Genomic DNA, 13940 nt, shown 5'->3' on the forward strand with positions numbered 1-13940 from the left:
GGGCAAAGGGAAATTGGGTTGGGAATTGCGAATCGGAAGCTACGACTTACCGGGTTAAAAGCTTGGCTACAGCGACATAGACAGAGCTAATGCCTTAATAACCAAATTATAACCCATTATTCACGCTCATTATTCAACTAGGCCCGCGGGTGGGCTTGGTTAAATACGGATTTCAGGCGGTCCACGGACAAGTGGGTGTACACCTGAGTAGCCGCTAAGCTAGCATGGCCCAGCAATTCCTTGATGGAATTGAGGTCAGCCCCTTTGCCCAGCAGATGCGTGGCAAAGGCGTGGCGTAGCGCATGCGGGTGCTGGTGCGCCGCTGAAGTCGAAACCTGGCTCAGGTATTTCTTCACCGTGCGGTATACGAGCTTCTCGTAGAGCGGTTCGCCCTTATCAGTGCGTAGTAGCGGGCTGTTAGCCGGTAGCGGCTTAAACTCACTGGCGCGGCGCTCGCAGTACTTGGCTATCACCAGCAGCAGCGACGGGTTGAGGGGCACCACGCGCTGCTTGTCGCCCTTACCCGTTACGCGTACAGTGCGAGCACCCAGGTCCAAGTCGTCGTCGGTGATGCCGAGTAGCTCTGAGAGGCGAATGCCAGTGCCGTAGAGGGTTTCCAATATCAATTGGTCGCGCATACCGGCAAAGCTATCTTCGAACTCAAATGAATTCAACATCCGATTCAACGCCTCTTCGGGCACAAACTCGGGCAACTTCTTTGCCATTTTAGGGGCTTTTATGCGAAGCATAGGGTTGGCCTCAAGGCGGCGCTCGCGCAGCAAAAATTTGTAAAATGAGCGCAGGCAGGCTACTTTTCGGTTCACTGTGCGCGGGTCAAGGTCTTGGCTCATCAGGCATACTACCCAGCCTCGAATGAGTGGGTGCGATGCCTGCGCCGCATCGTCCAACTCATACTCAGCCCGCAGATACGCCGCAAACTGCGTCAAATCAGTTTGGTAGGAGGTAACGGTATGCGGACTCAGACGCTTTTCGTACCGTAAAAAATCCAGAAATTCTTCCATGCCCCAATTTCAGTAACGCGGCTGACCCCAGGCCAGCGCTGCAAAGTAGGGCGCATGGCTGCTTCTACCAAGCACCAACGTGAAAAGCTCGCCCGCTTGCCTTACAGCAAGTGGGCGAGCTTTTCAAAGCCAGTAAAACAAAGGCTAGAAGACTATTCGTTCTCGGTACCGTAGGTAGCGAGCTTGTACACAGCCTTCTGCTTCATTTTGCGCTGCGTGATGCTCGGCTTCTGGAAGAACGTGCGGCGGCGCAACTCTTTCAAAACGCCAGTGCGCTCGAATTTCTTTTTGAAGCGCTTGAGCGCACGGTCAACGGTTTCGTTGTCTTTGATTTGAACGATAATCATATCGGGGATTTTGAATGCTTACGCTACGGGAAGCCGAGTAAATCGGGCCGCAAAGATAATCAGGGATGCCGCGGATTCAAAACTGATTTCACAGATTTTGTGGATGATTCGCGCTCAATCTGTTAGGAAATGGCTACAGACCAAATACAAAACCTGTGAAATTGGCTTCAAACGGCTATTACCGCGCTTTTATTTAAGCAGGGCGCGGGCAATAACCAACTTCTGAATTTCGCTGGTACCCTCGCCAATGGTACAGAGCTTGGCATCGCGGTAATACTTCTCGGCGGGATAGTCTTTGGTGTAGCCGTAGCCCCCAAATATTTGCACGCCTTCGTTGGCCGTGCGCACGGCTACCTCAGAAGCATAGAGTTTAGCCATTGCGGACTCCAGATTCACGTTCTCACCGCGGTCTTTCATCTCAGCAGCACGATAGGTGAGCAAGCTAGCCGCCTCAATCTCGGTGGCCATGTCGGCCAGCTTGAAAGCAATCCCTTGGAAGTTGCTGATGGGCTGGTTGAACTGCTGGCGCTCTTTGCTATACTGCAAAGCAGCTTCGTAGGCACCTTGCGCAATGCCGAGGCTTAGCGCCGCAATACTGATACGGCCGCCATCGAGCACCTTCAGGCTCTGCACAAAGCCGTCGCCTACTTTGCCAATAACATTTTCGACCGGCACTTTACAGTCGGTAAAAATCATTTCGGTGGTTTCGGAAGCGCGCATACCCAGTTTGTCTTCCTTGCGTCCGCCGGCAAAACCTGGCGTGCCCCGCTCCACGATGAAAGCCGTCATGCCATGCGAGTCACCTACTTCGCCGGTGCGGGCAATCACCACAGCCACGTCACCGCTCTTACCGTGAGTGATAAAGTTTTTAGCCCCGTTGAGCACATAATGTTCGCCGCTGGCATCGAGCACAGCCGTGGTGCGCATGTTGCCCGCATCGGAGCCGGTATTGGGCTCGGTGAGGCCCCAGGCTCCAAGCCACTCGCCCGTGGCCAAGCGTGGCAGGTACTGCTGCTTCTGCTCTTCCGAAGCATGCTGCAGGATATGGCCGGTACACAGCGAGTTGTGCGCAGCCATACTAAGGCCGATGCTACCATCGATTTTAGACAACTCGACTATCGCCGTTACATACTCCTGATAGCCGAAGCCTGAGCCGCCATACTGAGTCGGCACGAGCACGCCCATGAGGCCCAACTCACCGAGCTGCCGAAATAAATCGCGCGGAAATTCCTGCGTGTCATCCCAACGCATCATGTTGGGTTTAATCTGCTGCAGACCGAAGTCGCGCACCATCTGCGCAATCATGGTCTGGTTTTCGGTCGCTACGGTGGCTTCCATAAGTAAAAAACGGGTGGGGGTAGGGGGAGATAGAACGGGGCCAATGCTGACCACTCGCGCAAAAATACGATTTTGAGGCTGTTAAATACGGCAAGGCCGCATCTGGCAACTGGTTGGCTTTTTGAAAGCCTAACGTAAAAGAGTTACTTTTGAGGCATTTTTTACCCTTCGAGGTTAGCGGCCCGCGCTTTGCAGGGGCCGCTGCTTCTTGCACAAACCCTCCTTTGGCTCTTTCGTTCATGCCCTTGCTCCGGCCATTTCAACGGTTTCTGCTTCTGGCCCTGCCGGTGCTCTGCTTATTTTCCTCGTGTGCCACCAGCCGCTACTACAATCAGCGCACAATGTTTCAACTTACCGAAGGGGCAGATGGCGTAGTGGACACGGCCAAATTGCGGCGCGCCGTTAATCGCACGGCCCGCAACTATACCATCCACCCAAACGACCTGCTGAGCGTGCAGGTTTATACAAACAAGGGTGAAAAGCTCATTGACCCTAACGGGGAACTGCGCTTCGGCGGTTCTGGTACTGGAGGAATAAGTCAGGCCCCGCCAGTTGCCGCTAGTGGCGCCGGGCAGCGTGGGGGCAGCCAGGCAGGCACTGCTTCGCCTGGTGCAACCCAGTTTGTAGTACAAGCAGACGGTACCGTGCGTTTACCGCTAGTCGACCGCGTAGTAGTGCAAGGCCTAAGCCTCATTCAAGCCGATAGCGTTCTCAAAATACGCTACAGTGAATATTACAAAGAGCCGTTTATCAAAACGGCTGTTACCAACAATCGGGTTATTATTCTGGGAGCACCTGGTGGGCAGGTAGTATCGCTGGCCAACGACAACATGAACTTACTTGAGGTGCTGGCACTAGCCGGCGGCCCCGACGGAGGAGCAACAGGTGGCACGGGTGTTGCGCGTAATGGGGGCCGAATCGACAATATCCGTATCATCAGGGGCGACTTAAAAAACCCACAAGTGCAATTTATTAATTTGAACACCTTAGAAGGAATGCGCCGAGGCAATTTGCAGGTTGAGCCGAATGACATTATTTACATTCAGCCCTTGCGCCGGCCACTGCTAGATTCTTTGGTTGATGCAGGGCCAGTTATAACATTGACTACTAGCTTAATAAGCACGTTAAGTATTTTATATACCATTCTTGTTCTGAATAAAAGATAAATTCGTTTTATCGCCAAACTTACAAAAACTTGAATAGGCTACTACTATGGCAATGAGCGAAAACGCAGAGTTGGAAGAGCTAATAAGGCGCACGTCAACCGGGGCTGAAGGTTCTGCGGCAGCCACTATTAGCCCGGCCGATGATGATACTGACGGTGAGGGCAGCTTTGACCTCAGCACGCTGGTAATGGCCGTGCGGCGAAGCTTGCCTTGGGCAGCCCTACTCGTTATGCTCGGCCTAACGAGTTCTTGGTTATATATCCGCTACACTAAACCCATTTACAAGGCATCTTCCATATTAAAAATAGATGAGCGCAGTAATGCCAGCGACCTTGGCTTAGGAGCCTTAGCAGGAGCAGGAGGTAGTGACAATCGGTCATCCCAGTTGTCGGGTGAGGTAGAATTGATTAAATCGAACCTGACGTATAACCGGCTGAAACAAGTAATTCCGCTTGATGTCAATTATTACACACAAGGCACCGTATTGGAAACCGAATTATTCGGTAATTGCCCGTTTAAAGTAACGTATACAATTAGCAATCCTGCTTATTATAATAAGAAGTTTAATATCGAATACATAAACGCCAAAAGTTACCAGCTATCCGTTGCTACCGGAACTGAGTCAATAGGAGGCACTTACGCAGTTGGGCAGTTAGTGCAATTACCGGGTATATCATTTAAGCTGGAACCCACGACTATTGCGTTGAATAATAGTGGTTCTTCCGAAACCCCGTATCACTTTACGCTACTTGAGGATAATACTATTAATGCCTATCTCGACAAAAACCTAACTGCTGAAGTACTTAACCCTAGTGCCAATACCATCCAGATTTCCTTTTTGGATAACAACCGCATTAAGGCCCAGCGCATTGTAAACGTATTGGACAGCGTTTACCGCGACGCTAAACTGGCTCGCAAACAGGAGTCTACGGAAAAAGCACTGGCTTACCTTGATCAGCAACTGGCCGCAAACGGCATCAACTTAGCAAAGGCTGAGGATAATCTCAAGGATTTTGCCGAACGTAATGGTACCTATGATGCAAAAGGGCAATTAGAGGGACTTGGTGAGAAGCTAGCCGAAATCCAAAAAGGCCGACTGGAACTGGAGCAGCGGCTCACACTACTTACCCAGGTAGGGCAACTTGCTGCACAGGAACGACTCACCCTCAATGAAGATGCAACGCTGGCAGAATCTGTTCCTGGCCTAGCCATGCTCAATGACGCATCGGTTACCCAGCAGCTTAACAATCTAAACGTGTTGCAGCAAAGACTGCGGCTAGTAGAACGCTCTTACACCGATAAAACAGAGGCGTTGGCTCAAATACGGTCGCAGGTTAGCTTTGCTCGTGCTGCTTTGCAGCGCCAGTTACGGCAAGCTCAGCAGCAGCTACGCGACCAGTTGAGCTTGCTAAATGGCCAGCAGGGCCAGATAAACGGGGAACTGCAGTCCCTGCCTGGTAAGGCCACCGAATTAGAGCGCCTCAGACGCCCGCTGGAACTATATGGCAGCACGTACCAAATGCTGCTGGAAAAAAAGGTAGAGTATAATATCAAGAACGCAGGTACTACCGCCGATTTTCAGATTCTCTCGCCGGCTTATGCCCCCGATGCGCCTATCTCGCCCGTTAAATTTCTGGTGTATGCAATAGGCCTGGCAGGAGGCTTGGTGTTGAGCCTGGGCCTGATTGCCACGCGCTATTTGATGCATAATACTATCACCAGCGTGAGTGAGTTGGAGCGGAATACCAAGGCATCAGTACTAGGCGTGATTCCAACCTACGACAAGGAAAAGCTGAATGTTTCGCGGCTGGTAGTGGATAAAAATCCAAAATCCTCGGTATCGGAAGCTATTCGTTCCATTCGTACTAATCTGGATTTTATAAGTCCATCCAATAAGAAGCGACTTATTTCGGTTACTTCCACTATTTCGGGAGAAGGCAAAACGTTTGTTACGGTCAACCTGGGAGGTATTATTGCCCTGTCGGGTCAGCGAGTGGTCATCCTTGACCTTGACATGCGCAAGCCCAAGGTCAACCTGGCTTTTGATGCTGAAAACGTGCGAGGCATCAGCACTATTCTAATTGACCGGCATTCGGTAGCTGAATGCATTCAGCACACTAGTATCGAATCGCTGGATTTTATCTCGGCGGGGCCCACGCCTCCCAATCCATCGGAGCTGATATTGAACCCGCGCTTTGACAAGATGCTGGAGGAATTGTACCAGACGTATGATGTGATTTTGATTGATACCCCACCGGTAGGCCTGGTAACGGACGGTATCCTCATCATGCGAAAGGCTGACGTACCCATCTACATTGTGCGCGCCAACTATTCACGCAAAACTTTCCTCAAAAACATGAACCGGATGATGCGTAACAACCAATTTACGCGCATGTCAACCATCCTCAACGATGCCAAAGCGCAGGGCTCCTACGGCTACGGCTACGGGTATGGCTACGGGTATGGCTACGGCTATGGCTCCACTGGCATGGGCTATTATGAAGAGCCCACCAAAAAGCCTACGCTAAGCCAGCGCATCAAAGGGCTATTTAGCTAAGTAGCTTTATGTCAACATTTTGGCAAAATTTATTCGCCCGTAAACCAGCGACGGATAACCTGCAGTTGGCTGCCTCGCCCTTAGCCAGCCTGGCGGTAGATATGCACTCGCACCTATTGCCAGGCCTAGACGACGGAGCCGAAACACTAACCCATAGCCTTGACCTGCTGCGGGAGTTGCGGGCCCTGGGCTTTAGCAAGCTCATTATGACGCCCCACATCATGGGCGACTTTTACAAGAACACGCCCGAAGGCATCCGGGCTGCCCTTAGCCTGTTGCGCACAGCGGCGGCCGAAGCGGGCTTGTCTGATGTAGTGCTGGAGTGTGCGGCCGAATACTACCTCGACGAGTGGCTGGGCCGCAAGCTGGCCGATGGTACAGAGTTGCTGACGTTTGGCGGTGAGCGGCGCTACCTGCTCATTGAAACATCTTACCTCAACGAGCCGCTTAACCTCAATGGGACCATTTTTAACTTGCAGGCAGCGGGCTACCGCCCCGTGCTGGCCCATCCCGAACGCTACGTCTATTTCTACGGGCGTTTTGCAGAAATAGAAAAGCTGCGTCAGGAACAAGGCGTGTTGCTTCAGCTAAACCTCAACTCGCTGGCGGGCTACTACTCACCGGCGGCGCGCCACGTTGCGGAGAAGTTGATTGATGCCCGGCTGGTAGACTTTGTCGGTACCGATACGCACCACCTGCGTCACACGGCCGCGCTGGCTACTAAAACGTTGAAATCAACCTATTTTCATAAGCTGATGGCCCTGCCCCTGCTCAACAACACTTTATAAAGCCCGAGTCAGAGCCTTCGCTACTCAGGAAATTATTTTTGGCGCTATGATTTTTGTAACCGGTGGCACGGGCCTGATCGGCTCTTTTGTGCTGCAAGCGTTAATTGCCCGTGGGCTGGGTATCCGGGCCCTCTACCGCGGGGCTACGCCCCCGGCCGAGGTACCCGGGGTTGAATGGGTGCAAGGCGACCTGTTGGATGTAACCTTGCTGGAGAGCGTGCTAACGCCGGAAATAACCCACGTATTGCACTGCGCCGGCCTGGTTTCCTACGCTCCGCAGGATGAGGACGAACTGCTACGCGTGAACGTGGAGGGCACGGCCGCTATTGTCGATGCCTGCCTGCGCCATCCAGCCATCCGGTTGGGATACGTCTCTTCGGTAGCGGCGCTGGGCCAGCCCGCCGCCGACTCAGCGCTCGAACCTACGGCCACGCCGCGCCGCCTAGATGAAAAGGCCACCTGGGACCTGGGGGCCAGCCACCCAACCTACGCCACCAGCAAGTACCTAGCCGAGCTGGAAGTATGGCGCGGAGTAGCCGAGGGGCTATCGGCCGTTATCGTAAATCCGTCGGTGGTATTAGGGCCCGGTAACTGGCACCGCAGCAGCACTCGCTTACTCCGCTATGCCTACGATGAGCATTATTTCTACACCCAGGGGCAGGTTAACTTTGTGGACGTGCGAGATGTGGTGAGCCAGCTACTACGCCTTACCCTCGACCTGCCTGCTCTCTCCTCAGCCCGCTATATCCTTAACGGGGGGCTGCATCCAGTAGGGAATTTCCTAGAGCAAATGGCCACTGCCTTCGGGCGGCGGCCACCCACTACCGCCGTGCCCAACTGGGCTGCCGAAATCATCTGGCGCCTAGAGCACGGCCGGGCCCTACTTACCGGAGCGCGCCCCCTCATTACCCGCGACACGGCCCGCGCTGGCCGCCGGCCAGTATACTACGACGCCAGCAAGGCCACCCGCACTACTGGCTTAGCCTTTCGCCCCTTGGCCGAAACCGTCGCCTGGTTGGCCCAGGCCACTAAAACGAACCGGACAACTCTCCCCACGGTTGTATCTTAGCGAGTAGCGGGCAGTCCCGTTTTTTCTATTAGCATGGGGGCTTGATGTAGTTGGCAAGCCTATGGCTGGCGCTTGGCCTTGGCCCCAAATTAGTGCACCGAGCGAATAGGAGTTACCCGTTATACTTCGTGACAATTATGCGCATGAACGAACCATTTGATGACCCGCGAGCCGCCCAGGATATGGTGCGCCGCTATGAGCGAATGCTGGCCCACGACGAGGCCGTATTCTTTGACCTAGAAGAGTTTGAAGTAATTATTGACCATTACGTAACGAGTGCCGCCTTCGACAAGGCTCAACAAGCCTGCGAGGCTGCGCTAAGCCAATACCCGTTTTCAACTGAACTCCTAATTGACCGGGCGCAGATTGCTGCCATGCGGGGCGATTATGCCGAAGCCGAGCGCCAAATTGCCAGTGTAGCCAGCCTCGACCCCGATAATGCCGACGTAGCCGTGACGCGCGGCATTATCTCCACCCAGCGGGGTGATTTTGAGGAGGCCGTGCGCTTCTTTCAAGCGGCGCTGGCCAGCAACCCCGACCGCGAGGACATTCACTTCAACCTGGGCCTGGCTTACCAAAGCTGGCAGAAGTACAAGAGCGCGGCTCGGCACTACAAGCATAGTCTACGCCTGCACCCTGACAACGAAACAACCGTGCAGGAGCTACTTAACTGCCTGGAAGTTAGCGACCGTATGGCGGAGCACGAGGAGTTCTTCCAGCGCTTTACCGATGACGACCCCTATTCGGCCGTGGCTTGGTATAACCTGGGGCAGTACTACTACCGGCTTGAGAAATACGAGCAGGCAGGTGCTGCCTTTGATTATGCAATCGTCATTGAATCAGACTTTTATGATGCTCACCACTGGTTGGCTGACACTTATGTGTGCCAGCAAGAATATCAGCGGGCCATCACGGAGTTTGAGTTGAGCTACCCCGCTGGTGAGCCTACCGACGAAGCCCTGTGCAATATTGGCGAATGCTACGAAAAGCTGCGGTCTTGGGAGCAGGCCCGTCAGTACTACCGCAAGGCGCTGGACCTGAACCCCGAAATGGACGAAGCCTGGTTTGGCCAGGGTGTGCTTTTGCAAGAGCAAGAGCGTCCTTACGAAGCACTCCATTTCTTTCGCAAAGCCGTAGAGCTCTATAGCGAAAGCGGCGAGTACTGGGCCGCTTTGGGTGCGGCCGAAAACCAGGTTGGTAACATCGTAAGTGCGCTGGAAGCCTACGAAAAAGCCACCGAGGTAGCCCCTGAGGAGGCCACCGGCTGGGTGAGCTGGAGCGCCATCTTATACGAGCAAGGTCACTACGAGGAAGCAGTTGACCTGCTTCAGCACGCTGTGGAACTGCACCCGCACGAGGCTCATTTTCACTACATGATTTGCGCCTATTTATTGGCCGCCGGCCGCCTGCGCGAGGCTTATCAGGAGTTGGAAACGGCGCTCACGCTCAATTACGAGCAGCATTCGCTCCTATTTGATTATTTTCCTGAGCTGCAAAAGCAACCGGCGCTACAACGACTCATCGACCAGTTTCGCAAGTAGTGGGGTGCTTGCACCAGTGCTCAGTAATGCCTGTTGCTTTCTAAGCTAATTTTGTGCCTGCCCACCTACTTGGTGGGCAGGCTTTTTACTTACTCTTTTGCCGGGCCCGCGCCTGCTTTACCACGCATGAATTATTCTCTTTCGCAGCTTCCCGAACGCACTCAAAAGCCTCGTGAGCAGGGCTTTACCATGATGATGGACAAAGGACTAAGCTTACGTGAGGTCGAAGACTTCCTGGAAGTGGCGTCTCCCTACACTGATATCGTTAAGCTGGGGTGGGCCACGTCCTACGTAGTGCCTAACCTCAAGCGCAAGCTCGAAATTTACAAAGAAGCTGGCATTCCGGTGTACCTGGGCGGCACCTTGTTTGAAGCATTCATCATCCGCAATCAGTTTGATGACTACCGCCGCCTGCTTGACAACTTTGGCCTGGAATACGCTGAAGTTTCGGATGGCAGCATCGACCTTGACCACGGCCGCAAGTGCGAGTTTATCCGGGAGTTGACTAAGTCAGTAAAGGTCTTGAGTGAAGTAGGCTCTAAAGATGCGGAGAAGATTATCCCACCCTACAAGTGGATTTCGCAGATGCAGGCCGAGCTCGATGCCGGCGCCATTAAGGTAATTGGGGAAGCCCGCGAGGGCGGCAACGTGGGCCTTTTCCGTAGCACTGGCGAAGTCCGCTCGGGCTTGGTGGAGGAGATTTTGACCAAGATTCCCTCCGAGCGCATTATCTGGGAAGCGCCCCAGAAGGCGCAGCAGGTATGGTTTATTAAGCTGCTGGGGGCCAACGTAAACCTGGGCAACATTGCTCCCAATGAGATGGTGAGCCTCGAAACCATCCGCCTGGGCCTGCGGGGCGATACGTTCTCGCACTTCCTAGATATGGATGCCGTGGACCCCATGTTTCATCCTGCTGCCAAAACCGGCAAGCCGGGTACGTCTATGCCGCGAGGCTAGCAACTTCCTTTATAAAAGCAAGTGAACGCAAAAAAGGCGGGCTCCCAATTAGGAGCCCGCCTTTTTTGCGTTCACTTACAGGCTATTGCTTCTGCACGCGCACCTTCTGGGTGGTACCATTCGGCAGGGTCACTTTGGCCAAGTATAAGCCACTGCGCAAGCCGTCGAGGTCGGTTAGAGTCAGTGTAGCGTTGATTACCTGCAACTTCTGTTCCCGAACAATGCGGCCGGTCATGTCTATCAGTTGCACGTGCGCCATACCGTCGCCCACTGCTGTAGCATCGAGGTTGAACTCGAGCTTATTGGTGAACGGGTTGGGGTAGCCAGCTAGTGTCGTTGCCACTGAGGCCGCACCGTTGAAGCTAGTAGTGCGCACTGGCGAGAAGGATTCAGTACCATCTGTGTCCACCTGCTTTAGGCGGTAGTAGCGAGTGCCTGTTTTACCTTCTTCCTGGTCGGTATACGTGTAGTTTGTTTTCTGCGCGCTATTGGCGTTTTGGCTAGCTACGAAAGCCAGTTTACGGAATGCAGTGCCATCAGTCGATACCTGCACTTCAAAGCCGGCGTTGTCCTGCTCCGAGGCCGTCGTCCAATTAAGGAGGGCTGCGTTGCCGGTGCGAGTAGCCGTGAAGGCAACAAGCTTAACGGGAAGCGGATTGTCGATGTCGCCAAGGGTAAGAGTGGCGAATGTGGTTACGCCTGTGCGGGTTACGGTATTCTTTACTTCATCTACCGGGCCATCACGGCCTACCAGCCTAAAAGTATTGCCCGAGTTTTGAGATACAAAAATCGTTAGACGCTCTTCCGGGATGCTACCCGTGCCTGGGGTTTGGGTATTAGGCCCATTCAGGTTCACTGTTTCTGAATTGCGGTAATGGAATACCAGCGTGGCGTTCAGGCCGCCACTGTTGGTGGCCGCGTCGGAGGGACGCACGCCGAAGATGCGGCGAATACCGAATCGGCCGGCCAGGGGTGAATAAGACTCCACCGTATTGCGGGTTACGTCTACGTTACCGGGAGCGTTGGCACCCATAAAATTCAACTCTATTCCGATGTTACCGTAGGTTCGGTTTTCGTTGGTCTTTACGCCCTGCCGGGTAGTAACTACAAAACCAAACAAGAAAGCATTGTCAGTTTCACCGTTGAGCTGCGCGCCATTGTTGAGGTTAGTCGCGCCCCGGTCAGCTAAAACTATCCTGTTGGCAGAAGGGCTGGTGATATCCGTGCTTAGTATTCCGGCATTATTAGCCAGGTTGGTAAAAGGATTGACTGCTAATGGGTTGGCAGCAGCAGCATATACACCTGGCGTCAGGAAGTTGATTGATTCCGATACGTTCATCACCCCGCTTGTTTTTGGCTTCGTATCGCCTGTCAAGCCCGTCAATGTACCCAGCGTCTTGGTGCCGCCGCCCGAAATATCGACCCGAGTGAAAGTACCTCCCGTGATATTCTGGTCACCCCCCGCAAACTCCGTGATGGTGTTTTCGCGTTGGATAAAGCTGTCATAGGTATTGACAAAGTCACCGAACACTTGAAGCTGACCTACTACCAAGCGGGCAATCGAGCGCGAAGCCTGTGAGCTACCCCCCATTATGAAATTACGCGTCTGGGCCGGGCCGGAGGTAGCGTTATTGTACAAAACAGTGCCATTAGGAATGTCATTAACAGTGCGTACAACACTAGAGTAGATGTTTGGGTATGGCACACTATTACCAGCACCCAAGTCTCTAACAAGAGCATTAGTGGTAGCAGTGGGAACACCAGCACTCCAGTTACCCGCATCAAACCAGTTGTCATTAATACCCCCTGTCCAGATAGTGGTAGCGATAGGTATACCACCCACCGTGAAAGTTGCCGCAAATGAACTGTTGCTACTGGAAGGGTATGTAACCGTAGTGGTGGTACTTGCCGATGAGTTAAATACGTTGGCCTGATAATACACTTCGACCACATAATTGCCGACAGCTGTGACTGCCGGAGTAGCAATTAGGTTCGGCTGCGAGTTGGTGTTGTTAGTGGAGGCGGGGTCAATAACGAACGTCCGTACACCATTATTAATGTCGCCCGACTGAGTCAGCGTAATGGGGTTAAAAGCACCAACAACACCCGTAGTTGTGCGGGTACGGTAATACAGAATAACGCTTTTAACCGAGCTAGCGCCAGTTTCGTTGGTGGTTACTGCTGTATTCAGCAGACGTAGCTGACCGTTGTTGATATCAAAAGCACCAGGAGTGCCGCCTGCATTCTGTGAAGACGTGAAATTGAAACCCGGAAACTGTGGCGCAGTACCTGTATTGGGGAAATAATAAGGGCTTGGGGTTGCATTGCCATCAGCCGCTAACTGAATATTATTGGTGTTAATATTAACGGTAGAAGGTATACCAGTAGCAGTGAATACAGACCGGCGGCGTACATTACTACCAGTTATAACTACTTCATCAAAGCCTCCATTACCATCTGGTGCGCTGCCACTGGCATTAACAGTAACGTCGAAACGATTGCTGCCACTGTTGGTACCACCAACAGTAGCAAGTGCTAAAATATCGCGTGCCGCGTTACTTAGAGAAAAAGTCCGGACACCAGTAGAAGAGTTATAACCCGTCTGGCTTAGTTCTATCGTTTGTGCAAGACCAAGGGGAGGACTGGCAAACGTTCCGGATGATACGCCGTAATTAATGAAAGCGCGGTCATATGTCTCGTCGTTGGTCTCAGTAATTTCTACTGTACCACCTTGCAAAAGTAGACGGCCATCGTTTACATCAAGAGTCCCAAAATTACGTTGTGCGAATCTACCAGCACCTGCCGTGCTTTGAATAGCATCATAAGTAGTTGTACTAACTGTACTGGTACTTACACCAGACGTGACTATAACATTTCGAATGTCAGCTGTAGAGCTACCTACCTGCTGAGCAACAGCAGTCCTGCCCACAAGAGTTAGCAGTATGGCGAGAAGCATTGACGTTGCTCGTCCAAGCCCCATTCTAGGGCTTGAGCTCTGCAAAAAAGTAGTTATTTGCATTATGATATGAAAAAAAATGGGTTGAATCAGTTGTTCATCGCGCTACGCATGGTGCGAGTGCGGCCTTTTACGGAGGATAAGCAGTTACGTTAGGTATTTGCGGAAAAAAATTTACTCTTGAAAAAATTACACCCGG

Annotated in this window: 10 protein-coding genes; 6 read left to right on the forward strand and 4 right to left on the reverse strand. The window is 52.8% G+C overall.

What is annotated here, in order from left to right; genetic code table 11:
• Nucleotides 1-137 precede the first annotated feature (137 nt).
• From QMK33_RS01310 to QMK33_RS01320, 3 genes are all read right to left on the reverse strand, one after another.
• A complete protein-coding gene (locus tag QMK33_RS01310) occupies nucleotides 138-1022 on the reverse strand; it encodes a tyrosine-type recombinase/integrase (protein ID WP_283562733.1) in 885 nt (294 codons plus the stop codon).
• Nucleotides 1023-1174: 152 nt separating this feature from the next.
• The gene (rpsU, locus tag QMK33_RS01315) at nucleotides 1175-1369 is read right to left on the reverse strand and encodes a 30S ribosomal protein S21 (RefSeq protein WP_283562734.1); all 195 of its coding nucleotides are present in this window, start codon (nucleotides 1367-1369) and stop codon (nucleotides 1175-1177) included.
• Nucleotides 1370-1558: 189 nt separating this feature from the next.
• The gene (locus tag QMK33_RS01320; protein ID WP_283562735.1) at nucleotides 1559-2707 is read right to left on the reverse strand and encodes an acyl-CoA dehydrogenase family protein; all 1149 of its coding nucleotides are present in this window, start codon (nucleotides 2705-2707) and stop codon (nucleotides 1559-1561) included.
• 341 nt (nucleotides 2708-3048) lie between these two features.
• On the opposite strand from QMK33_RS01320, the gene QMK33_RS01325 reads away from it, so the two are divergent.
• From QMK33_RS01325 to QMK33_RS01350, 6 genes are all read left to right on the forward strand, one after another.
• The gene (locus QMK33_RS01325) at nucleotides 3049-3873 is read left to right on the forward strand and encodes a polysaccharide biosynthesis/export family protein (protein WP_283562736.1); all 825 of its coding nucleotides are present in this window, start codon (nucleotides 3049-3051) and stop codon (nucleotides 3871-3873) included.
• 52 nt (nucleotides 3874-3925) lie between these two features.
• A complete protein-coding gene (locus QMK33_RS01330; RefSeq protein WP_283562737.1) occupies nucleotides 3926-6430 on the forward strand; it encodes a polysaccharide biosynthesis tyrosine autokinase in 2505 nt (834 codons plus the stop codon).
• Nucleotides 6431-6438: 8 nt separating this feature from the next.
• Nucleotides 6439-7218 (forward strand): tyrosine-protein phosphatase, encoded by a 780-nt coding sequence (locus tag QMK33_RS01335; RefSeq protein ID WP_283562738.1) that lies wholly within the window; start codon nucleotides 6439-6441, stop codon nucleotides 7216-7218.
• A 46-nt stretch (nucleotides 7219-7264) separates the two neighbouring features.
• Entirely contained in the window at nucleotides 7265-8287 is a 1023-nt protein-coding gene (locus QMK33_RS01340; RefSeq protein ID WP_283562739.1) for an NAD-dependent epimerase/dehydratase family protein, read from the forward strand.
• A 143-nt stretch (nucleotides 8288-8430) separates the two neighbouring features.
• Nucleotides 8431-9828 (forward strand): tetratricopeptide repeat protein, encoded by a 1398-nt coding sequence (locus tag QMK33_RS01345; RefSeq protein ID WP_283562740.1) that lies wholly within the window; start codon nucleotides 8431-8433, stop codon nucleotides 9826-9828.
• A gap of 126 nt (nucleotides 9829-9954) precedes the next feature.
• Nucleotides 9955-10785, forward strand: coding sequence for a phosphosulfolactate synthase (locus QMK33_RS01350; protein WP_283562741.1), 831 nt, complete (start codon nucleotides 9955-9957; stop codon nucleotides 10783-10785).
• 82 nt (nucleotides 10786-10867) lie between these two features.
• Here QMK33_RS01350 and QMK33_RS01355 read toward each other — a convergent pair whose 3' ends face one another.
• Nucleotides 10868-13804, reverse strand: coding sequence for a T9SS type A sorting domain-containing protein (locus tag QMK33_RS01355; protein WP_283562742.1), 2937 nt, complete (start codon nucleotides 13802-13804; stop codon nucleotides 10868-10870).
• Between the last annotated feature and the right edge of the window lie 136 nt (nucleotides 13805-13940).

This window comes from Hymenobacter sp. H14-R3 (assembly GCF_030063445.1).
In the GTDB taxonomy this organism is placed as follows: Bacteria; Bacteroidota; Bacteroidia; order Cytophagales; family Hymenobacteraceae; genus Hymenobacter.